Origin of the sequence: Rhizobium sp. M1, from assembly GCF_002531805.1 — a bacterium.
Taxonomy (GTDB): domain Bacteria; phylum Pseudomonadota; class Alphaproteobacteria; order Rhizobiales; family Rhizobiaceae; genus Rhizobium; species Rhizobium etli_C.
Genome location: NZ_NWSW01000017.1, coordinates 45,396 through 67,642, shown reverse-complemented (window position 1 = coordinate 67,642; position 22,247 = coordinate 45,396). Strand labels below are relative to the sequence as shown.

Sequence of the window (22,247 nt, the reverse complement as noted above, 5' to 3'; positions counted from 1 at the left end):
TCAGAGGTTGCGCTTCAGCCCTTCATGGCTCGCGACGAAGCCGAGCTTCTCGTAGAAGCGGATCGAATCCGCCCGCGTCTTGTCCGATGTCAGCTGCACGAGACCGCAGCCGCGCTCGGCGCATTGGGCGATCGCCCATTCGATGAACTCGGAGCCGAGGCCGGAACCGCGCAAGTCCCGGGCGATCCGCACGCTTTCGATCTGTCCGCGCCACATGCCCGCTCTCGACAGGCCGGGAATGAAGCTCAGCTGCAGACAGCCGACAAGCTGATCGTCCGCATCGCTGGCGACGGCGAGCATCTGATTGGCATCCGCCTCGATCGCGGCGAAGGCCGAGAGATAGCGCGCGTCGATGGGGTCCGAGACGACCTCCCTGGCGCTGCCGAGATCGTCATCGGCGAGGAGCCCGATGATCGCGGCAAGATCGGATTGGCGGGCGAGCCTGAAATCATACATGGTTGTTCTCAATGGTGCAGATCGATCGGCGCCTTGTGGAAGACATCGTCGCCGGGCGGGATGGCCTGGCGTTCGATCATCCGGTGAACATGCGGCGGGCCTTCGCCGCGGTGAAGGGCGCGCAGCCTGTCGATGTTTTCGGCATCGGCCTGCGTGCGCCGCTGGTTGTGCCTGATGTATTCGACCCAGGTCGGCGTATGGTAGGTTTCGGTCCAGAGCCCGGGATTTTCGAGATCGCGCATCAGCGCCCAGTGCCGCGCGCCATCGCGGATGCGGATACGCCGCCGCTCGCCCATCAACGTCATGAATTCCGCAAGATCGTCGTCGGCGATCTCGTAGTCGACCTGGATGACGATCGGGCCGCTGCGCGGCGTGATGTCGAGGCTGAGCGCCGGCGCGGTGAAGCGGTTCAGCGGATCGAGATTGAGCGAGGCGAAGGCCGGCATCGAAAAACGCAGGCCGATCGCAATGCCGAGCAGCATGACGACGGATGACGTCAGCAGCGCATTGGCGACGCCGTAGCGATCGGCAGCAACGCCCCACAGCCAGCTGCCGCCGGCAATGCCGCCGAAGGTGACGGTCTGGTAGAGCGACAGCGCGCGGCCCACCACCCAGCGCGGAGTCGAGAGCTGGACGATGGTATTGAAGAGCGACAGCGCCGAGACCCAGCAGGCGCCGGCGACGAGCAGTCCGGCTGAGGTGAGGACGGCGCTCGGGCTGACGGCCGCAATGACGGCGCTGAGCGCAAAGCCGGCAAAGGCCAGGCGGATGATCGTCTCGCCGGAAAACGCCTGGCGAATTCTCGCACTCAGCACGGCGCCGCCGATCGCGCCAATGCCGAAAGCGCCGAGCATGAAGCCATAGGTCAGCGGTCCGCCGGCCACCAGATCAAGCGCGACCACCGGCAGCAGCGCCAGGATCGAGCTGGCGCCGATGCCGAAGATGAGCCCCCTGACGAGAACCTTTTCGAGATTGGGCGACATCGAGACATATCGCAGGCCGGCGAAGATGGCGCTGGCGAGCGCCTCGCGCGGCAGGGTCGAAACCGGCGCGCTCGGCCGCCAACGCGACAAAGCGTAGATCAATGGCAGATAACTCAGCGTATTCACCGCAAAGGCCGCGGCGGCGCCGGCGGCTGCCACGATGGCGCCGCCGATCGCCGGTCCGACGCTGCGGGTGATGTTGAAGCCCATGCTGTTCAGGGTGACGGCACCCGGCAGATCGGCGCGCGGCACCATGTCGCCGACCGAGGCCTGCCAGGAGGGATTGTTGAGCGCCGTGCCGCAGCCGATCAGGAAGGTGAAGAGGAGCAGCAGCCAGGGCGTGATCCAGCCGAGAAGCGCTGCGGCCGTCAGCAGGCCGGAGACCGTCAGCATCAGGCACTGCGCCGTCAGCATCACCCGGCGGCGGTCGTAATTGTCGGCGAGCGCGCCCGAGATCAGGGAAAACAGCATGATCGGCAGCGCTGTCGAGGTCTGCACCAGCGCGACCATATCTTCCGAAGCGGTGATCGTCGTCATCATCCAGGCAGCACCCACCGCCTGGATCAGACCGCCGAAATTCGAGGAAAGGCTCGCAAACCATATGGCGCGATAGGTATCATGCCGCAAAGGCGCCAATGTCGACGAAGTGTACGCCACAATTTCTCCCGCTTTTGTCATTGCCCCGCCGGGCAATATATGCGCATGACCGGCGCTGGCCATAGGCGCGTTCGCCTTGTCGGAGGCGAATTGGCGGAATCGGCCGCAGACCTTGCAATTTCGTAAAAACCCGACTATATGGCTCTCAAATTCTTGATCGCTTGATGAAGAGTGGGCCGCAAGGACCCGCTCTTTTTTATTAGCTCGATCGCCTGAACAGCAGAAATTGCGAGGAGCGCACCGCTTGTCGGACATGACGAACGCAGACAACGAACTTGAGCCGCGGCTGATTACCGAAACCGGGCTTGACCAGCGTCTTGCCGATATCATCGAACCCGTTCTCATCGGGATGGGCTTCCGGCTCATCCGTGTGCGCATGCTGAACCAGAACGGCATGACGATGCAGGTGATGGCCGAGCGCAACGACGGCACGATGACCGTCCAGGACTGCGAAGAAGTCTCGATGGCGATTTCTCCCGTCCTCGATGTGGAAGATCCGGTCGATAAAGAGTATCATCTCGAAGTGTCTTCGCCCGGCATCGACCGTCCGATGGTGCGGAAATCCGATTTCGTTCGCTGGCAAGGTCACCTGGTGAAATGCGAGACGTCGATCATGATCGGCAACCGCAAGCGCTTCCGCGGCAAGATCGTCGAAGCGGACGCAGATGGTTTCACGCTCGAGCGTGACCAGGTTGCCTACGGAGAAGAGCTGAACGTCACCATTCCTTTCACGGCGCTCAGCGATGCGAAACTTATCCTGACCGACGACCTGATCCGCGATGCATTGCGCGCCGACAAGCTGGCGAAAGCGCAGGCCGCCAATCAGAACGAAGCGGACGAGCAGGAATAACCGATTAACAGACCGCTCCCAGGGACGGGAACCCCGGAGTAAAGACGGAGAAACAAGACAATGGCAGTCAGTGCGAACCGGCTCGAACTTCTGCAGATCGCAGATGCAGTGGCGCGCGAAAAGGTCATCGACCGCGAGATCGTGCTTGCCGCAATGGCCGATGCCATTCAGAAGGCGGCACGCTCGCGTTACGGCACCGAATCCAACATCCGCGCCGACATCAATCCGAAGACCGGCGAAATCCGGCTGCAGCGCCTGCTCGAAGTCGTCGACAAGGCCGAGGATTATTCGACGCAGATCCCGCTGGAACTTGCCCGCGACCGCAACCCGGACGCCGCGCTCGGCGATTTCATTGCCGATCCGCTGCCGCCGATGGATTTCGGCCGCATCGCCGCACAGTCGGCCAAGCAGGTGATCGTGCAGAAGGTGCGTGAAGCCGAGCGCGACCGCCAGTTCGACGAATTCAAGGATCGCGTCGGCGAAATCGTCAACGGCACCGTCAAGCGCGTCGAATATGGCAATGTCATCGTCGATCTCGGCCGTGGCGAAGGCATCATCCGCCGCGACGAAATGATCCCGCGCGAGAACGTGCGCTATGGCGATCGCGTCCGCGCCTATGTCTATGACGTCCGCCGCGAACAGCGTGGCCCGCAGATCTTCCTGTCGCGCACGCATCCGCAGTTCATGGTGAAGCTCTTCACCATGGAAGTACCTGAAATCTACGACGGCATCATCCAGGTGAAGTCGGTCGCCCGCGATCCGGGCTCGCGCGCCAAGATCGCCGTCATCTCGAACGACAGTTCGATCGATCCGGTCGGCGCCTGCGTCGGTATGCGCGGCTCGCGCGTCCAGGCCGTCGTCGGCGAGCTTCAGGGTGAGAAGATCGACATCATTCCGTGGTCGCAGGATCCGGCGACCTTCGTCGTCAACGCCCTGCAGCCGGCCGAAGTCGCCAAGGTCGTTCTCGACGAGGATGCCGAACGCATCGAAGTGGTGGTTCCCGATGAGCAGCTGTCGCTTGCGATCGGCCGCCGCGGTCAGAACGTCCGCCTGGCGTCGCAGCTGACCGGCTGGGATATCGACATCATGACGGAGGCCGAGGAATCGGAGCGCCGCCAGAAGGAATTCAACGAGCGCACCAACCTGTTCATGGATTCGCTCGACGTCGACGAAATGGTCGGCCAGGTTCTGGCCTCGGAAGGTTTTGCCGCCGTCGAGGAACTGGCCTATGTCGATCTCGACGAAATCGCCTCGATCGACGGTTTCGACGAAGAGACGGCGCAGGAAATCCAGCAGCGCGCCCGCGAATTCCTCGAGCGTCTCGAAGCCGAGATGGACGAGAAGCGCAAGGCGCTCGGCGTTGAGGACGAGCTGCGCGGGATCGACGGCATGACTGCCCAGATGATGGTGGCGCTCGGCGAAGACGGCATCAAGACGATCGAGGACTTTGCCGGCTGCGCCGCCGATGATCTCGTCGGCTGGACGGAGCGCAAGAACGGCGAAACGAAGAAGTTCGAGGGCCTGTTCTCGAAGTTCGACGTCTCGCGCGTCGAAGCCGAACAGATGATCGTCCAGGCTCGGCTTGCGGCCGGCTGGATCACCGAAGAGGACCTGGCGAAGGGGACCGAAGAAGAGGTCACCGAAGCCGAACAGGAAGCATGATGACCGCGCATGAGCCGGACGCTCTCCCTCAGGACGACGATCTTGCAGGTTATGACGTGAACGGACGCATGTGCATCGTGACGCGCGAAAGCGGATCGCCGGATGAGCTGATCCGCTTCGTCGCGGCTCCCGACGGAACCGTCGTCGCCGACCTGAAGCGCGAGCTTCCGGGACGCGGTTGCTGGGTGAAAGCCGACCGATCGCTGGTCGACAGAGCAGTGGCGAAGAAGCTCTTCGCCCGTGCGCTGAAAAGCGACGTGAAGGCCGCGGACGATCTCGGCGCGAATGTCGACCGGCTGCTGGCGGCGCAATTGATGCAGATGATGAACATGGCGCGCAAAGCCGGCCAGTTCATCAGCGGCTCCTCGAAAGTGGACGCCGCGGTCAGAAGCGGAGCAGCCATTGCGGTGTTCCACGCAACTGACGCGGCGGACGACGGTGTGAGGAAAATCGACCAGGCCCGCAAGGCCTGGCACCTCGGAATGGAGACCGAGGAGGAGATACCTTCCTACCGCTTCTTCTCGGAGAGCGAAATGGAAGGCCTGATGGGCCAGAATGCTTTTATCCATGCCGCAGTGCTTGCAGGGCAGGCGGGTGAGGGTGTAGTGAAGCGCGCAAAGATGCTCGAACAGTACCGTATTGGCGGTCAGTCCCGGGCAGCGGGCGGCGCTGGCCGGCAAAAACAATGAGACGGTCACCGGCATCGGCCGGTCTCATTCTCATTGATCGACAGTATTTGAACGACAGGGTCTGATCTAGTCATCGCTCCCTGTCCGAAGGAACGGGAACGAATGACCGATAGTAACGACGACAAGACAATCAGCGTGACGGGCAAAAAGACGCTTACCCTGAAACCATCGGGGATGAGCCAGGGCACCGTTCGCCAGGATATGGGTCGGGGTCGCACCAAGGCGGTCGTGGTCGAGACCCGCAAGCGGCGCCCGATGCGCCCGGAAGACGAAAAGCCGATCACGCCCGCTGCCCCGGCAGCCCCGGTCCGCGCAGCCGAACCGGCGCCGGCGCCCGTTCAGGCGCGTCCGCCGCAGCCGACACCGGCGCCGCGGGTTCACCAGCCGGGCAACAGCCAGACCAACCAGCGTCCGCAGCAGTCCTATCAGCCGCAGCGCTCGAACGACCGTCCGCGCCCTGTCGTGCTGAACCATCTGTCGCCTGAGGAGATGGACGCCCGCCGCCGCGCGCTGGCAGAATCCCAGGCGCGTGACGCCCAGGACGCGATCCGCCGCGCCGAGGAAGACAAGCGCCGTGCCGCCGAGGAGATTGTCCGCAAGGCAGCCGAAGCAGAAGAAGCCGCCCGCAAGGCAGCCGAAGAGGCTGCCCGGCAGGCCGAGGCACCCGCTGTCGTCGAACCGGCAGCCGCTGAGGCAGCACCGGCTCCCGTCGCCGCCGAAGCTCGTTCGGAGGCTCCGCGGCCTGCGGCTGCACGCCGGCCCGATGCCGCAGCCCCCGCTGCCGCCCGTCCGGCGCCAGGCGCCGCCGCGCCGGCCGGTGCCCGTGGCCGTCGCCCTGAAACGGAAGACGAAGATCGTGGCGCAGCCCGCGGCGGTCCCGCCCGTGGCCGCGTCGTTCGCCCCGAACCCGCAAAACCGGTGACGACGCGTCCGAAGACGGATGAAGAGCGCCGCCGCGGCAAGCTGACCATTACCACCGCCGACGCGGACGGCGACGACAACGCCCGCGGCCGTTCGCTTTCGGCAATGCGCCGCCGGCAGGAGAAATTCCGCCGCAGCCAGATGCAGGAAACGCGCGAGAAGATCTCCCGCGAAGTCATCCTGCCCGAAACCATCACCATTCAGGAACTGTCGCAGCGCATGTCCGAACGCGCCGTCGACGTCATCAAGTACCTGATGAAGGAAGGCCAGATGATGAAGCCGGGCGACGTCATCGACGCCGACCTTGCCGAACTCATCGCCGGCGAATTCGGCCATACTGTCCGGCGCGTATCGGAGTCCGATGTCGAACTCGGCATCTTCAACGTCTCCGACGAGGCCGGCGAACTGGTTTCGCGCCCGCCCGTCGTCACCATCATGGGCCATGTCGACCACGGCAAGACCTCGCTGCTCGACGCCATCCGACATGCCAACGTGGTTTCCGGCGAAGCCGGTGGCATCACCCAGCATATCGGCGCCTATCAGGTGGAGCAGAACGGCCAGAAGATCACCTTCATCGACACGCCCGGCCACGCCGCCTTCACGGCGATGCGTGCCCGCGGCGCGCAGGCGACCGATATTGCGATCCTGGTGGTCGCGGCCGATGACAGCGTCATGCCGCAGACGATCGAATCGATCAACCACGCCAAGGCGGCTGGCGTTCCGATCATCGTTGCGATCAACAAGATCGACAAGCACGAGGCCGATCCGCAGAAGGTCCGCAACCAGCTGCTGCAGCACGAAGTCTTCGTGGAAACCATGGGCGGTGAAGTGCTCGACGTCGAGGTTTCGGCCAAAACAGGCAAGAACCTCGACAAGCTGCTCGAGGCGATCCTGCTGCAGGCCGAAATTCTCGACCTCAAGGCCAATCCCGACCGGACGGCGGAAGGCACCGTTATCGAAGCCCAGCTCGACCGCGGCCGTGGTTCGGTCGCGACCGTGCTCGTCCAGAAGGGCACGCTGCGTCCGGGTCAGATCATCGTCGCCGGCGATGTCTGGGGCCGTGTGCGTGCGCTGGTGACCGACAAGGGCGACCATGTGAAGGAAGCCGGTCCCGCGACTCCGGTCGAGGTCCTCGGTCTTTCCGGCACGCCGCAGGCAGGCGACAAGTTCGCTGTCGTCGAAAGCGAGAGCCGCGCCCGTGAAATCTCGGAATACCGTCAGCGTCTTGCCCGCGACAAGGCGGCTGCCCGCCAGTCTAGCCAGCGCGGCTCGCTGGAACAGATGATGATCCAGCGCCAGAGCGCCGGTATCAAGGAGTTCCCGCTTGTCATCAAGGGCGACGTGCAGGGCTCGATCGAAGCGATTGCCGGCGCGCTGGAGAAGCTCGGCACCGACGAAGTCCGCGCCCGCATCGTCCATTCAGGCGCAGGCGGCATCACCGAATCGGATATTTCGCTCGCCGAAGCTTCGAACGCCGCCATCATCGGCTTCAACGTTCGCGCCAATGCGCAGGCACGCCAGTTCGCCGAACGCCAGGGCCTCGAGATCCGCTATTACAACATCATCTACGATCTCGTGGATGACGTGAAGGCGGCGATGTCGGGCCTGCTGTCGCCGGAACGGCGCGAGACCTTCATCGGCAATGCCGAGATCCTCGAGGTGTTCAACATCACCAAGGTCGGCAAGGTCGCAGGCTGCCGTGTCGTCGAAGGCAAGGTCGAGCGTGGAGCGGGCGTCCGCCTCATCCGCAACGACGTCGTCGTCCACGAAGGCAAGCTCAAGACCCTCAAGCGCTTCAAGGACGAAGTCTCCGAAGTGCCGATGGGCCAGGAATGCGGCATGGCCTTCGAAAACTACGAGGACATGCGCGTCGGCGACGTCATCGAGTGCTTCCGCGTCGAACACATCACGCGCACGCTCTAACCGTCGGGCGCCTCGCGCAACAACAGCTTTCCAGAAGCCATCCGCCAGCCGGCGGATGGCTTCTGGTATCTGGCGGCCTTGACCTTTGCAGCCAAAAGAGTCATGGACGCTCTCCTTTGACGGGTTCGATTCCCAGCCGCATCGGCAAACAGAGATAACAATGACCAGACCAACATCCTCCGCGCCTTCGCAGCGCATGCTGCGCGTTGGCGAACAGGTCCGCGCCGCGATCACCCAGGTGCTGCAGCGCGGCGAAGTGCGCGACGACGTCATCGAGGCGACCGTGATTTCGATTTCGGAAGTGCGCATGTCGCCGGACCTCAAGATCGCCACGGCTTACGTGACGCCGCTCGGCGTTTCCGACCACAGCATCGTCATCGAGGCGTTGAACCGCCATGCGAAGTTCATCCGCGGCCGGCTCGGGCCGCAGCTCCGGCAGATGAAATACATGCCGGAGGTGCGTTTCCGCGACGATACCAGCTTCGACAATTACAAAAAGATCGACGAGCTCTTGCGTTCGCCCGAGGTGAGCCGCGATCTCGACGGCGACAACGACGAACAATAACAGAAGAGACGCATGTCCAAACCACGCAAACCCAAGGGCCGGCCGATTTCCGGCTGGCTGATCCTCGACAAGCCGGTGGATTTCGGCTCGACGGAAGCCGTTTCCAAGCTCAAATGGCTCTACAAGGCGCAGAAGGCCGGTCAGGCCGGCACCCTCGACCCGCTTGCCTCCGGCATGCTGCCGATCGCGCTCGGCGATGCGACCAAGACCGTTCCCTATGTGATGGACGGCCGGAAAATCTATGAGTTCACTGTCAGCTGGGGCGAGGAGCGGGCCACCGACGATCTCGAAGGCGACGTGACCCAGAGCTCGGAAAGCCGCCCGACCGAGCAGCAGATCCGCGATATCCTGCCCCGCTATATCGGCACCATCAGCCAGGTGCCGCCGCAGTTTTCCGCCATCAAGATCGCAGGCGAACGCGCCTATGATCTGGCGCGCGACGGCGAAGCCGTCGAGATTCCCTCACGCGAAGTCGAGATCTTCCGGCTGACGCTGCTTGCCTGCCCGGATGCGAATACCGCGCATTTCGAAGTGGAATGCGGCAAGGGCACTTATGTCCGGGCGCTTGCCCGCGATTTCGGCCGCGAGCTCGGCTGCTACGGCCATATATCCGGGCTGCGGCGCACCTTCGTCGCGCCTTTCGCGGAAGAAGCCATGGTGCCGCTTGCCAATCTCGTGGCGCTCGAAGCGATCGAAGACATGGATGAGCGGCTCGCCGCCCTCGATGCATTGCTGATCGACACGTGCGAAGCGCTTTCCGCCCTGCCCCACCTCGTCATCAACGACGACCAGGCGCACCGGCTGAAGATGGGCAATCCGATCCTGGTGCGCGGCCGTGATGCGCCGATCGCCGAAAGCGAAGCCTATGCGACGGCCCGCGGCCGGCTGATCGCGATCGGCGAGATCGGCCAGGGCGAGTTTCGCCCAAAGCGGGTTTTCGCCTGAGTCTGTACAGCTGACGGTTGCCAGACGATCGCGATGCGATATCTTCCTTTCGGGCCGTGGCGGCCCGAGGGGCCATGGTGGCCCGAGGGGAAAATTATGCGCGCAATCGCAATTGGAATACTGACGTTCTTTTCGATGTTCCTGACCGTCGCCGGCGCGCAATCCGGCGAGCGCTGGGCCGGGCTCCCGGCCTTTCCTGCCATGCCCGCGCCGAAGGTGAGCGGCATGGCTGATGTGAACGACATCAGGATGTATTATGCCGAATACGGCGAAGGCGATCCGATCCTCTTCATCCATGGCGGCCTTGGCAATACCGGCGTCTGGGGTCGCCAGATCGCCGAATTCGCCAGGGATCATCTGGTCATCGTTGCCGACAGCCGCGGTCACGGCCGCTCGACGCGCAGCCAGCAGCCCTTCGGCTACGATCTGATGACATCGGACTATGTCGCCCTGCTCGATTATCTGAAGATCGACAAGGTGACGCTCGTCGGGTGGTCGGACGGCGGCATCATCGGCATCGACATGGCGATGAGATATCCGGAAAAGCTGAGGCGGGTCATTGCCCAGGCTGCCAATGTCACGACGGACGGCGTCAAGCCCGACGTCTTGAGCAACAAGACCTTCAACGAATACATCAGCGTCGCCGGCGAACAATACCGGAAGCTGTCGCCGACACCGAACGAATACGACGCCTTCGTTACGCAGATTTCGCAGATGTGGGCGACGCAGCCGAACTGGACGGCGACGGAGCTTGGCAAGATCACGCTGCCGGTCACGCTTGCCATCGGTGATCATGATGAGGCCGTAAAGCTCGATCATACCGAGATGATGGCGAAAGAAATTCCCGGCGCAAAGCTCGTCATCCTGAAAGACGCCAGCCATTTCGCCATGCTGCAGGATCCTGCAGGCTACAATGCGATGATTCGGGACGCCATGACGGGCCGCTGAAAGCTGCTGCGGGGCTCCCTCTTTCCATCGCTGCTTATTTGGTTTATAGGCAGCGCCAGCATCGGGTACGCTCGATTGCATTCGCGGCCAAAGCTGGACGGCATCCCGGCTTTTGGCGACTTCTTCTCCTCTCATAGAAAGGACCATCCGATGTCGATCACTGCTGAGCGCAAGGCTGCGCTGATCAAGGAATACGCAACCGCTGAAGGCGATACCGGTTCGCCGGAAGTCCAGGTCGCGATCCTGACCGAGCGCATCAACAACCTGACCGAACACTTCAAGGACCACAAGAAGGATAACCATTCCCGCCGTGGCCTGCTGACGATGGTTTCGAGCCGCCGCTCGCTTCTTGATTATCTCAAGAAGAAGGATGAAGGCCGCTACTCCAAGCTGATCACCAGCCTGGGTATCCGCCGCTAAGATTGTCCGGCGGGCGCTTTCGAGCGTCCGCCGGATCTGTTTCGGGACGATGTTCCGATGAAATGTTCCGGCCGCGCCCTATCTCAAGCGGAGGAACGACCGGCGGACCCGGATGGGCCGGTTCTGCCAAACCAACCGCTGACCTGTCATGGGGCAGGATTGCCGGATGCTTTCGGCCAGAGCTTCTCGAAGCTTTGGCCCGATTTCCCGGGGACAAGGGTTCCTGAGGAAGCTGAGACGAAAAGCCTCCCGTTGTCTTGCCCGTGATACGTCGCATTGATTGCGGTCGACTGTGCGCTGCGCCCTGATATCGGCGATGGCGCGTGCTCCCGCATTGAAGGACAAGATATGTTTGATACACACACCGTGGAAATCGAGTGGGCCGGCCGCCCGCTGAAGCTTGAAACCGGCAAGATCGCCCGTCAGGCCGACGGCGCCGTTCTCGCCACCTACGGCGAAACCGTGGTTCTCGCCACCGTCGTTTCGGCCAAGGCGCCGAAGCCCGGCCAGGACTTCTTTCCGCTGACCGTCAACTACCAGGAGAAGACCTATGCAGCCGGCAAGATCCCCGGCGGCTATTTCAAGCGCGAAGGACGCCCGAGCGAAAACGAGACCCTCGTTTCCCGCCTGATCGACCGTCCGATCCGCCCGCTCTTCCCGGAAGGCTACAAGAACGACACGCAGGTCGTCGTTACCGTCATCCAGCACGACCTTGAAAACAACCCCGACATCCTGTCGATGGTCGCGACCTCGGCAGCGCTGACGCTCTCCGGCGTCCCCTTCATGGGCCCGGTCGGCGGTGCGCGCGTCGGCTACATCAACGGCGAATATGTTCTCAACCCGCATCTCGACGAGATGGACGAGTCGAGCCTCGACCTCGTCGTCGCCGGCACCTACGACGCCGTGCTGATGGTCGAATCCGAAGCCAAGGAACTGCCCGAGGACGTCATGCTCGGCGCCGTCATGTTCGGCCACAGGGGTTTCCAACCGGTTCTCGACGCCATCATCAAGCTCGCCGAAGTTGCCGCCAAGGAGCCGCGCGACTTCCAGCCGGAAGACTATTCCGCGCTCGAAAGCGAAATGCTCGGTCTTGCCGAAGCCGAACTGCGTGAAGCCTACAAGATCACCCAGAAGGCCGACCGCTACGCCGCCGTCGACGCCGTCAAGGCGAAGGTGAAGGCCCACTTCCTCCCCGAGGAAGGCGAAGCCCGCTACACGGCCGAGGAAGTCGGCGCGATCTTCAAGCACCTGCAGGCCAAGATCGTCCGCTGGAACATTCTCGACACCAAGAGCCGCATCGACGGGCGCGACCTCGAAACCGTTCGTCCGATCGTTTCGGAAGTCGGGCTTCTGCCGCGCACCCATGGTTCGGCGCTGTTCACCCGCGGCGAAACCCAGGCGATCGTCGTTGCCACGCTCGGCACCGGCGAAGACGAACAATATGTCGACAGCCTGACGGGCATGTACAAGGAGCGCTTCCTGCTCCATTACAACTTCCCGCCCTACTCCGTCGGCGAGACCGGCCGCATGGGCTCCCCGGGCCGCCGCGAAATCGGCCACGGCAAGCTCGCATGGCGCGCCATCCGTCCGATGCTGCCGTCGGCCGAGCAGTTCCCCTACACGCTGCGCGTCGTCTCCGAGATCACCGAGTCGAACGGCTCGTCCTCGATGGCGACCGTCTGCGGCACCTCGCTCGCTCTGATGGACGCCGGCGTTCCGCTTGCCAAGCCGGTTGCCGGCATCGCCATGGGCCTGATCCTGGAAGGCGACCGCTTCGCTGTTCTCTCCGATATCCTCGGTGACGAAGACCACCTCGGCGACATGGACTTCAAGGTTGCAGGTACGGCCGACGGCATCACCTCGCTGCAGATGGACATCAAGATCGCCGGCATCACCGAAGAGATCATGAAGGTCGCGCTCAGCCAGGCCCAGGGCGGCCGCACCCACATCCTCGGTGAAATGTCCAAGGCGATCACCGAAAGCCGCGGCCAGCTCGGCGAATTCGCTCCGCGCATCGAAGTCATGAACATTCCGGTCGACAAGATCCGCGAAGTCATCGGCTCCGGCGGCAAGGTCATCCGCGAAATCGTCGAAAAGACCGGTGCGAAGATCAACATCGAGGACGACGGCACCGTCAAGATCGCTTCCTCTTCCGGCAAGGAAATCGAAGCGGCCCGCAAGTGGATCCACTCGATCGTTGCCGAGCCTGAAATCGGCCAGATCTATGAAGGCACCGTCGTCAAGACCGCCGACTTCGGCGCTTTCGTCAACTTCTTCGGCGCCCGCGACGGCCTCGTCCATATCTCGCAGCTCGCTTCCGAGCGTGTTGCCAAGACGCAGGACGTCGTCAAGGAAGGCGACAAGGTCTGGGTCAAGCTGCTCGGTTTCGACGAACGCGGCAAGGTTCGCCTGTCGATGAAGGTCGTCGACCAGGCCACCGGCCAGGAGATCGCGAACGAGAAGAAGAAGGAAGAAGCGGCCGAATAAGCCGCGTCTCCCAGATTGAATTCCGGGCGCGGGAATCTTCCGCGCCCTTTTTGTATCCTGGTTTTGCGCATGTCGTGGTCGCAAAACCGCTGCACACTTTTGCCCGACATGCTTTAACGAGACGAGACCCATGAGCCGCGAGACGCTGAAGACCCTGTTCCATCCCTTTGCCAGCGGCACAGTCGAGGCGCCCGGCGAGGGCGAGCGTGTGCTGTTTCTCGGCGCCGAGGCGGGCTTTCAGCTGCCCGAAGGCTTTGCCGCCTCGCTCAGCGCCGTCCAGGGCTTCCGGCCGCTCTACCGCCAGCTTCTGGCGCAGCGGATCGACGCCAAGCCGGAGATCGACGGCGAGGATTATGACGCCGCACTCGTGCTCTGCACCAAGCACAAGGGCGAGAACGAGGCGAATCTGGCCGCCGCCATCGCCCGCACGCGGGCAGGCGGGCTGATCGTCGTTGCCGGGGCCAAGGAAGACGGCATCCAGCCGCTGCGCAAGCGCCTGGAAGGGTTCGGCCTCGCCATCGACCATATGCCGAAATATCACGGCGTCGCCTTCTGGTTCGGCCGGCCGGCCGATGCCGGCGACATCGTTTCCAAGCTGGCAAAAGCGCCGGTGCGCGTCGACGACCGCTTCCATGCGACAGCCGGCATGTTCTCGCATGACCGCGTCGATGCCGGATCGGAGCTGCTCGCCTCGCGCCTGCCGCAGGATTTTACCGGCGACGTCGCCGATTTCGGCGCGGGATGGGGTTATCTCTCCGTCGAGATGGCGCAGAGATCGCGCGGACTGGGGCGCCTTGACCTCTACGAGGCCAATCACGCGGCCCTGGAGGCTGCGCGGGACAATATGGCGGAGAACTGCCCGAACGCGCCTGCGCGCTTCTTCTGGCACGATCTGGCGGGCGAGCCGGTCAAGGACAAATACGACCTCGTCATCATGAACCCGCCCTTCCATGAGGGCCATGCCGCCGAGCCGTCGCTCGGCCAGGCGATGATCAAGACCGCCGCATCCGCGCTTCGCGGCGGCGGCCGCCTGCTGCTCGTCGCCAATCGCGGCCTACCCTACGAGCCGGTTCTGGCGGCGGAATTCAGGGAAAGCGGCGAAACCTGCCGCAATGCCCGCTTCAAGGTTCTGTGGGCGAAGAAATAAGGCTCAGGCGGCTTCGAAGCGATCTCCCCATCACGAAAACAAAAAGGCCGTGCGCAGGCTCTGCGCACGGCCTTTGAATTTCGATGAGCGGCGCCTACTCGACGTCTGCCCTGCGCAGCGTATCCAGCGTCGGCATCGAGGTGACGTTAAAACCGGCGTCGACGAAGTGGATCTCGCCGGTGACGCCGGCGGAAAGGTCCGAAAGCAGGTAGAGCGCCGAATTGCCGACCTGATCGATGGTCACGGTCTTGCGCAGCGGCGCATTGCGCTGGTTCCAGGAGAGGATCGCGCGCGCATCGGAGATGCCGGCGCCGGCGAGCGTGCGGATCGGCCCGGCGGATATGGCGTTGACGCGGATGCCGCGCGGGCCGTAGTCGGCGGCCAGATAACGCACCGAAGCCTCGAGCGCCGCCTTGGCGACGCCCATGACGTTGTAGTTCGGGATGACGCGCGTCGAGCCATTGTAGGTCAAGGTCAGCATCGCGCCGCCGTCTTCCATCAACGGCGCGCAACGCTTGGCGATCTCGGTGAAGGAGAAGCAGGAAATGACCATGGTGCGGCTGAAATTCTCGCGCGTCGTATCGGCGTAGAGACCCTTCAGCTCGTTCTTGTCGGAAAAGCCGATGGCATGAACGATGAAATCGAGCTTGCCCCAGCGCTGTTCGATCGCGTCGACCAGGCTATCGACCGAGACGATGTCCTCGACGTCGCAGGGGAGCACGAAATCCGAGCCGACTTCGGCGGCAAGCGGCTTGACGCGCTTGCCGAGCGCCTCGCCCTGATAGGTGAAGGCGAGGTCCGCACCTTGTGCGGCGAGGGCCTTCGAAATTCCCCAGGCGATCGAGTGGTTGTTGGCGACGCCCATGATGAGGCCGCGCTTACCCTGCATGATTCCAGTCATATTATTATCCGTTATGGCGCTGGAAGACGAGCGTGGCGTTCGTCCCGCCGAAGCCGAAGGAGTTGGAGAGGGCGATATCGATCTTCGCATTGTCGATACGCTCGCGCACGATCGGCACGCCTTCGAATTCGGGATCGAGCTCGCTGATATGGGCGCTCTCGCCGATGAAGCCTTGCTGCATCATCAGCAGGGAATAGATCGATTCCTGCACGCCGGCCGCGCCCAGTGAATGGCCCGTCAGCGACTTGGTCGACTGGATATGCGGGATCCTGGCGCCGAACACCTCGCGGATAGCGCCGATTTCCTTGCTGTCGCCGACCGGCGTCGACGTGCCGTGGGTGTTGATATAGTCGACGTCGCCTTTGACGGTGGAAAGCGCCTGGCGCATGCAGCGGATGGCGCCCTCACCCGACGGAGCGACCATGTCGTAACCATCAGAAGTGGCGCCGTAGCCGACGATTTCGGCGTAGATCTTGGCGCCGCGAGCCTTGGCGCGCTCCAGCTCCTCGAGCACCAGCACGCCGGCGCCGCCGGCGATGACGAAGCCGTCGCGGTTGACGTCATAGGCGCGCGAGGCGCTGTCGGGCGTGTCGTTGTACTTGGAGGACATGGCGCCCATGGCGTCGAAGAGATTGGACATCGTCCAGTCGAGATCCTCGTGGCCGCCGGCAAACATCACGTCCTGCTTGCCCCACTGGATCATCTCGGCGGCATTGCCGATGCAATGCGCCGAGGTCGAGCAGGCCGACGAGATCGAATAATTGACGCCGTGAATCTTGAACCAGGTGGCAAGCGTGGCGGAGGCGGTCGAAGACATCGCCTTCGGCACGGCGAAGGGGCCGATGCGCTTCGGGCTGTTGTTCTTGACGGTGATGTCGGCCGCTTCGATGAGTGTGCGGGTGGACGGGCCGCCGGATCCCATGATGATGCCGGCGCGTTCGTTCTGCGCGTAGTCCTTCTCTTCCAGACCGGAATCGGCGATCGCCTGCTTCATGGCGACATGGTTCCAGGCGCCGCCCTGCGACAGGAAGCGCATGGCGCGGCGATCGACCAGCTCGGCCAGTTCCGCCGGGCCGAGCTTCGGGCTGCCCCAGACCTGGCACTTGAAGCCGTGTTCGGCGAAATCGTTGGAAAAGGAAATACCCGACTTTGCCTGGCGCAAGGATTCGGTGACTTCGGCCGCGTCGCTTCCGATCGAGGAAACGATACCCAGACCCGTGACAACTACCCGTCTCATCTGATCAAACCTTTGTTGTTTTCGTCAGCCGCTCGAAATGCGGTTTCAGGCGGTCTTGTCTTTCGATAGACCGACACGAAGATCGGCCGCCTGGTATATGGTCTCGCCGTCTGCCTTCAGCCAGCCGTCGGCCGTGCCGAGCACGAGGCGGCCGCGCATGACGCGCTTGAAGTCGATGCCGTATTCGATGAGTTTCGTATGCGGCCGCACCATGCCCTTGAACTTCACTTCGCCTGTCGAAAGCGCCATGCCGCGGCCTTCCTCGCCGAGCCAGCCGAGAAAGAAGCCGGTCAGCTGCCACATGCCGTCGAGGCCGAGGCAGCCCGGCATGATCGGATTGCCTTCGAAATGGCAGGGAAAATACCAGTCGTCGGGGCGTACGTCGTATTCGGCCCTGAGATAGCCCTTGTCGAAGGCACCGCCGGTTTCGGAAATTTCCGTGATGCGGTGAACCATCAGCATGGGCGGCAGCGGCAGCTGCGCGTTGCCGGGGCCGAACAGCTTGCCATGAGCACAAGCGATGAGTTCTTCATACGAGAAGCTGGACTGTCTGGTTGTCATAAAATTTATTTTTCCCCCCGCGTGAAGCCGATGGATGTGAACGTGTAGTCCAAGTTCTTCAGAAAATGAAGCACAAGCAAGGCAGCTTCCTTCATCGCCCCGGACCAGGCCTACGCCATTATTTGGTGGTCGCATACAGGAAGGCCAGGGCCGCGACCAGACCTATTTGCGTCAAAAGCCCGTTTTTGCCGCGTTTATCAGGCTCTTGTCCCCATTGAACTATTGAAAGGCTCCAATGCAAAAGTTATACCGCTTTGAGAAACATGATTGCTTTATGCAGGAATAACCGGAGTTGGTTTTGATGACGGGTGCACTCCCGATCGCAATAGAGGTAAGGCTGCGTGGCGCAGGCTTGCGTCCCACCCGCCAGCGCGTCGCGCTCGGCGACCTCCTGTTTGCCAAGGGCGACCGGCATCTGACCGTCGAGGAACTGCATGAGGAGGCGGTTGCCGCCGGCGTGCCGGTTTCGCTGGCGACCGTCTACAACACGCTGCACCAGTTCACCGAGGCCGGCCTGATCCGCGTTCTCGCCGTGGAGAGCGCCAAGACCTATTTCGACACGAATGTGTCCGACCACCATCATTTCTTCGTCGAAGGCGAAAACGAGGTGCTCGACATTCCCGTCAGCAACCTGACGATCGCCAATCTGCCGGAGCCGCCCGAGGGCATGGAGATCGCCCATGTCGACGTGGTGATCCGCCTGCGGGCCAAGCGGGGCTGACGGCATCCAGTTCTAGTTTAAATAGCTAGAGCATGACGTCGTCCGAAAACCGCTTACACTTTTCGGCATCATGCTCGGTCTCTACATGACATCGTCGGGATGCCGGCCGGGCTTGTGCTTGTAAATCGGGAAAGTCCAGCCGAACCACAACGCTCCGCCGCGAACGGCAAAGGCGGCTGCGACGCCACAGCCCGAGGCGAGATAAAGCGGCATCCCCAGCCCATTGGCAAGCGTGAACACGCCGGCGCCGATAAGGGCTGCCGTCACATAGATTTCCGGCCTGAGCAGCACCGAAGGCTCGTTTGCCATCAGATCGCGCAGGATGCCGCCGAAGGTTGCCGTCAACGTGCCGGTGACGATGGCGATGGTCGGCGAGCCGGTGGCGGCAAGTCCCTTGGCGGCGCCGAGCACGCAATAGGCGGCCAGACCGATCGCATCCAGCCAGATCAGCAGGCGATAGCGCGATTCCAGCAGGTGAGCGGTGAAGAAAACGATGACGCCCATGATGCAGCAGACGAGGATATAACCGGGGTTCAGCACCCAGAAGACCGGCACGCGGCCGAGCACGATATCGCGCACGGTGCCGCCGCCGGTTCCCGTCACCATGGCGAAAAACAGGAAGCCGATCAGATCCAGCTGCTTGCGCGAGGCTGCGAGCGCGCCTGTCGCGGCAAACAGCGCAATGCCGGCATAATCGAGATAGACGAGCAAGGACATGCGGACCCCGGAGCCGGCGAACAGTTTCCGGAAAGAACCACGGCGGCAAGGGCGGCGCAAGGCGGAGCGGCCATAAAGCGAGCTGAAGAGCTTTATCCAAAAGAGGAAAGCCCGTGAAAACGCTGGTGCTCGCCGTTCTGAATATCGTCCTGCTGCTCATCATGCCGGCTGCGGCCTTCGGCCAGCAGTCGCTGATCTCCGACCCGGAGATCTACGAGAAGAAGCATTTCCAGGAGCAGTGCAAGGCGGCCGAATTCGCCGACGGCTTCATCACCCGGCAGGACATCAATAATGACGGGCTGATCGACGCGGTGGTCAACGAAGGCCTGCTCACCTGCGACGGCCAGAAGGGGCCGCAATGCAATGACGACGGCTGCACCTATAATTTCTATCTGCAGGTCGCCGAAGGCGGTTATTTCATGATCGCGACGGCGCAGATCTACGGCTACGACTTCGTCCAGCGCTTCGGCAACATGGTGCTGGCGATGAAGATGCATCCGCGGTTCTGCGACCGCACCGAAGGTGACCCCTGTATCGTGACGGCGCGCGTGCGCGGCACGAAATTCGTCACCATCTCGAAGAAGTGACTCAGCGGGGATAGAGCTCCGACGTCCGGCCGGCGAGATAATAGCCGACCAAGCCGTACCATTCGCGGATCGCCGTCGCCATGTTCTGGGCATTGAGGTTCGGCTGGGTGAAATCCAGGCCCGGCCTCACCTGCCCGTCGGTGCGATAATCGGTCGGCCAGGGCACGATATCGATGCCGAGCTTGCGGAAGATGCCAACGGAACGCGGCATATGAAAACCCGAGGTGATCAGCAGGCAATGGGAAAGCCCCTGGCCTGCCAGGAATTCCTTGGTGTTGACGGCGTTTTCAAAGGTGGTGCGCGATTGCCGCTCCTCGATCAGCCGATCTTTGCCGATGCCGAAGAGCGGGAAGAACCGCTCGGACGCCGCCGCATCGCCTTCGTAAATGCCGGAGATGGAGCCGTCGCCGCCCGAAACGAGAATGCGCGAGTCGGGAAATTTCTGCGCCAGCCGCAGGGCTTCGACGAAGCGGTCGGCGCCGCCGTTGAATTCGATACCGTGGCGGGCCGTGTTCACCTCGTTTTCGAAGGCGCCGCCGAGCACGATCATGCATTGCAGGTTTTCCGGATCGGCGGCAGGCTTTGGAAACCGCTGCTCGAGCCCCTGCATCATGAGGTTGCCGGCCGTGGTGTAGAGCGTGACGAAGAGGATGAGGGCGCCACCGGCTGTCGCGAAAAGACTTAAGGCGCGCCAGCGCAGAAGCCCGGCGAGGAGGGCGAAGAAGACAAGAAGGAATGCCAGCGACAGCGGCTGGCCCAAAATCCAGACAAGCTTCGAAATCAGAAACAAGATCTACTCCTCGAGGACGGACGGCGCTCCTTCCTATCCGATTCGAGGGTAACAGGAATGCGACGCCTCTATTTGCTGCGGGCAACCGCCGAGTGGTGCGGCGCGAGCTTCTGGTTGAAGCGCCGCTGAAGCGGCCGGGGAATGAACATGGCGGCAAGCGCCAGCGCCATGGCAAAGATCGAGACCAGCCACAAGGCATGCGCGCCGGTCAGCCGCGTCAGGACGGCACCGGCAATCGCGCCGAGCACCATGCCGCCCCAGGGCACGATCTGGATCGTCCATTCGACGCGGCGATCGCCGATGATCCAGCGGCCGATGCCGCGGCCGAAACGCGACAGCGCGCCCGTGACATAGGTCAACCCGATCGGCAGGCCTTCGATATGTTCGACGGCGGCATTCACCATGCCCATGGAAAAGACGATCAGGTAGAATCTCGGAAGCATCATGCTTTGCGCGCTCACAATCGAGGCGAGCGCCAGGACGAGGCCGACGCAGCCGAGCACCACGAAAATCCGGCGCTGCGAGACATGGGCGATGACAATGCCGGCCGCGTTGCCGAGCACGAAGACGAGAATGGCCGAGATCAGCACCGCCGCGTGAAAAAGGTTGCCCTCGCTCAAGGCGAGTGCGGCCCGCGTCGTGTTGCCGGTCATGAAGGAAACGAAATCGCCGGTCAGCAGCAGGCCGGTCGCATCGGTCATGCCGGCCAGAAACGAAATCGAGCCGACGAGGGCGAGCCCGGTCAGGGTGCGTCGGGTACGGATGATACGGCGGCGTCTTGCTCTGGTCATTGCTCGAGGGTCCTGAAGTGGAATCACTGAGTTCCGGCAGCAGAATAAATCCTCTTCATTGAGGAATTGGCAAAGAGGATTGGCAAGGAATGGGGCGGAGCCAAGCTTCGCCGACGCTATCACTATAGATCAAAGGGATCGTCAGACGTTGGAGGGTGCGCCGGTCTCCACAGACGCCGCTGGAGGCCTTTTCTGGCTATTCGGAATCGGTCTGCTGTTTCATGAGATGATCCGGAGTCTGATTCGGCTGGACCAATCTCTTGCTGGCAAAAGCTCTACCGGAATGCGATTTCAGGTAGGTTTCGAATTCAAGCGCTTTGTACTTGTCGGGAAAGGCGCAATACCAGAGCAAATTCCAAGGCGCGAATTTGGCGGTGTAGGTGGATTTGCCGGCATTGTGCGCCGCAAGGCGCTGCTGCAGATCTGCGGTAGAGCCGGTATATTCCTGATCGGGAAAATCGACGCTGCGGAGAATATAGACGTACCACATCAGCGTTTCAGCCCGTCGTCGCCCTTCGGGCTATGCCGGGCACTGCTTCGGCCTAACGGTTTCTCGCGGCTGTGTCACGCGAAGCCCGTAAGGGCGAAGCGTGGTGGAGCTAAGCGGGATCGAACCGCTGACCTCTTGCATGCCATGCAAGCGCTCTCCCAGCTGAGCTATAGCCCCATCAAAGGTGGTCCGGCGTGGCCGGTCCTGGGATACTCCGGAGGGCGTTGCCTCTGGGGTGGCGGCTTATTACTTCCGGTTTTCGGAGATAGCAAGCCTAAAAAATTCGGCCCGAAGAATTTTTTCCTCACCGGGCCGAAATGCAGTCGTCAGACTTCGTCTTCGTCGCCGGTCACGCCGATGATGTCGCTCATGTCGTCGTCGTCATCGTCTTCGTCGGGTGTGAGGAAGGTATCGTCGTCGTCATCGCCTTCGATTTCGACATCGTCGTCGCCCATATCGGGGATGTCGTCGCCGCCGGCGGCGTCATCGGCATCTTCCAGCGAGACCAGTTCGACTTCGGTGTTTTCGGTATCGACTTCCGCAACCTCGTCTTCCTCGGCGACGTCGGCGATTGCCGAGGTTTCCTCGAAGAAGGACAGGGGGTAGGACTTGCCGGTATAAGGAGAAACGATCGGATCCCGGTTCAGATCGTAGAACTTCTTGCCGGTTTCCGGATCGGTGCGCTTGGTTCCAAGTTCCGCTTTCGCCACTATAAGCCTCGTGAGAATGGCCGAATCCGCGATTCGGCAAAATGCCGTTCAAGCCGGCGTTCCATCGGAATTTATAAGCCGGTCCCCTT

22 protein-coding genes and 1 tRNA gene are annotated in these 22,247 nt (G+C 62.4%); 12 read left to right on the top strand and 11 right to left on the bottom strand.

The genetic code is table 11. The features are described 5' to 3' along the window. Complete coding sequence (locus tag CO655_RS17810; RefSeq protein WP_097608083.1) at positions 1-456, bottom strand: GNAT family N-acetyltransferase; 456 nt, start codon at positions 454-456, stop codon at positions 1-3. 8 nt (positions 457-464) lie between these two features. After that, a complete protein-coding gene (locus tag CO655_RS17805) occupies positions 465-2,096 on the bottom strand; it encodes an MFS transporter (protein ID WP_097665799.1) in 1,632 nt (543 codons plus the stop codon). 244 nt (positions 2,097-2,340) lie between these two features. Between CO655_RS17805 and rimP the strand changes: the two genes are divergently transcribed. The 10 genes from rimP to CO655_RS17755 all read left to right on the top strand — a co-directional run bounded on the left by rimP (position 2,341) and on the right by CO655_RS17755 (position 14,653). Next, positions 2,341-2,946, top strand: a complete 606-nt coding sequence (gene rimP, locus CO655_RS17800; protein ID WP_097608082.1) for a ribosome maturation factor RimP — start codon at positions 2,341-2,343, stop codon at positions 2,944-2,946. Positions 2,947-3,006: 60 nt separating this feature from the next. Next, positions 3,007-4,608: a transcription termination factor NusA gene (gene nusA / locus CO655_RS17795; protein WP_097608081.1), complete on the top strand. Its 1,602-nt coding sequence runs from the start codon at positions 3,007-3,009 to the stop codon at positions 4,606-4,608. Continuing rightward, complete coding sequence (locus CO655_RS17790; protein WP_010027166.1) at positions 4,605-5,297, top strand: RNA-binding protein; 693 nt, start codon at positions 4,605-4,607, stop codon at positions 5,295-5,297. The genes nusA and CO655_RS17790 overlap by 4 nt, the downstream gene beginning before the upstream one ends. A gap of 102 nt (positions 5,298-5,399) precedes the next feature. Continuing rightward, positions 5,400-8,141 carry a translation initiation factor IF-2 gene (gene infB / locus CO655_RS17785; RefSeq protein ID WP_097608080.1) on the top strand — a complete coding sequence of 914 codons (2,742 nt, stop codon included), beginning with the start codon at positions 5,400-5,402 and terminating at the stop codon, positions 8,139-8,141. Positions 8,142-8,301: 160 nt separating this feature from the next. Next, a complete protein-coding gene (gene rbfA, locus CO655_RS17780; RefSeq protein WP_010030783.1) occupies positions 8,302-8,706 on the top strand; it encodes a 30S ribosome-binding factor RbfA in 405 nt (134 codons plus the stop codon). A 12-nt stretch (positions 8,707-8,718) separates the two neighbouring features. After that, on the top strand, positions 8,719-9,651 hold the full coding sequence (gene truB / locus CO655_RS17775) for a tRNA pseudouridine(55) synthase TruB (RefSeq protein ID WP_097665712.1): 933 nt from the start codon (positions 8,719-8,721) through the stop codon (positions 9,649-9,651). A 96-nt stretch (positions 9,652-9,747) separates the two neighbouring features. Next, positions 9,748-10,599: an alpha/beta hydrolase gene (locus CO655_RS17770; RefSeq protein ID WP_097665710.1), complete on the top strand. Its 852-nt coding sequence runs from the start codon at positions 9,748-9,750 to the stop codon at positions 10,597-10,599. Positions 10,600-10,749: 150 nt separating this feature from the next. Further along, positions 10,750-11,019 carry a 30S ribosomal protein S15 gene (gene rpsO, locus CO655_RS17765; protein WP_064693303.1) on the top strand — a complete coding sequence of 90 codons (270 nt, stop codon included), beginning with the start codon at positions 10,750-10,752 and terminating at the stop codon, positions 11,017-11,019. Between the two features lie 348 nt (positions 11,020-11,367). Beyond that, positions 11,368-13,506: a polyribonucleotide nucleotidyltransferase gene (pnp, locus tag CO655_RS17760; RefSeq protein ID WP_064681602.1), complete on the top strand. Its 2,139-nt coding sequence runs from the start codon at positions 11,368-11,370 to the stop codon at positions 13,504-13,506. A gap of 130 nt (positions 13,507-13,636) precedes the next feature. Continuing rightward, complete coding sequence (locus CO655_RS17755; protein WP_097608077.1) at positions 13,637-14,653, top strand: class I SAM-dependent methyltransferase; 1,017 nt, start codon at positions 13,637-13,639, stop codon at positions 14,651-14,653. Positions 14,654-14,747: 94 nt separating this feature from the next. Here the strand turns inward: CO655_RS17755 and fabI are convergent, their stop codons facing one another. From fabI to fabA, 3 genes are read right to left on the bottom strand one after another with little or no spacing between them, the layout of a single operon-like run. Continuing rightward, on the bottom strand, positions 14,748-15,554 hold the full coding sequence (gene fabI / locus CO655_RS17750) for an enoyl-ACP reductase FabI (protein ID WP_097665708.1): 807 nt from the start codon (positions 15,552-15,554) through the stop codon (positions 14,748-14,750). A 4-nt stretch (positions 15,555-15,558) separates the two neighbouring features. Further along, positions 15,559-16,791, bottom strand: coding sequence for a beta-ketoacyl-ACP synthase I (fabB, locus tag CO655_RS17745; protein WP_097665706.1), 1,233 nt, complete (start codon positions 16,789-16,791; stop codon positions 15,559-15,561). 45 nt (positions 16,792-16,836) lie between these two features. Beyond that, on the bottom strand, positions 16,837-17,352 hold the full coding sequence (gene fabA, locus CO655_RS17740) for a 3-hydroxyacyl-[acyl-carrier-protein] dehydratase FabA (protein WP_097665704.1): 516 nt from the start codon (positions 17,350-17,352) through the stop codon (positions 16,837-16,839). Positions 17,353-17,653: 301 nt separating this feature from the next. Here fabA and irrA point away from each other — a divergent pair, with 301 nt between their 5' ends. Continuing rightward, entirely contained in the window at positions 17,654-18,073 is a 420-nt protein-coding gene (gene irrA / locus CO655_RS17735; RefSeq protein WP_038692124.1) for an iron response transcriptional regulator IrrA, read from the top strand. A gap of 81 nt (positions 18,074-18,154) precedes the next feature. Here irrA and CO655_RS17730 read toward each other — a convergent pair whose 3' ends face one another. Then, a complete protein-coding gene (locus tag CO655_RS17730; RefSeq protein WP_097665702.1) occupies positions 18,155-18,790 on the bottom strand; it encodes a trimeric intracellular cation channel family protein in 636 nt (211 codons plus the stop codon). Positions 18,791-18,903: 113 nt separating this feature from the next. On the opposite strand from CO655_RS17730, the gene CO655_RS17725 reads away from it, so the two are divergent. Next, positions 18,904-19,377, top strand: a complete 474-nt coding sequence (locus CO655_RS17725; RefSeq protein ID WP_097665700.1) for a hypothetical protein — start codon at positions 18,904-18,906, stop codon at positions 19,375-19,377. Between the two features lies 1 nt (position 19,378). On the opposite strand, the gene CO655_RS17720 is transcribed toward CO655_RS17725, so the two are convergent. From CO655_RS17720 to CO655_RS17700, 5 genes are all read right to left on the bottom strand, one after another. Then, positions 19,379-20,167, bottom strand: coding sequence for a YdcF family protein (locus tag CO655_RS17720; RefSeq protein WP_097665699.1), 789 nt, complete (start codon positions 20,165-20,167; stop codon positions 19,379-19,381). A 68-nt stretch (positions 20,168-20,235) separates the two neighbouring features. Further along, positions 20,236-20,958 carry a YoaK family protein gene (locus CO655_RS17715; RefSeq protein WP_097665697.1) on the bottom strand — a complete coding sequence of 241 codons (723 nt, stop codon included), beginning with the start codon at positions 20,956-20,958 and terminating at the stop codon, positions 20,236-20,238. Between the two features lie 196 nt (positions 20,959-21,154). Continuing rightward, the gene (locus tag CO655_RS17710; protein WP_097665695.1) at positions 21,155-21,448 is read right to left on the bottom strand and encodes a GIY-YIG nuclease family protein; all 294 of its coding nucleotides are present in this window, start codon (positions 21,446-21,448) and stop codon (positions 21,155-21,157) included. A gap of 101 nt (positions 21,449-21,549) precedes the next feature. Further along, positions 21,550-21,625: transfer RNA gene (locus tag CO655_RS17705), tRNA-Ala, on the bottom strand. Positions 21,626-21,774: 149 nt separating this feature from the next. After that, entirely contained in the window at positions 21,775-22,158 is a 384-nt protein-coding gene (locus CO655_RS17700; protein ID WP_038686030.1) for a TIGR02300 family protein, read from the bottom strand. Positions 22,159-22,247: the final 89 nt, after the last annotated feature.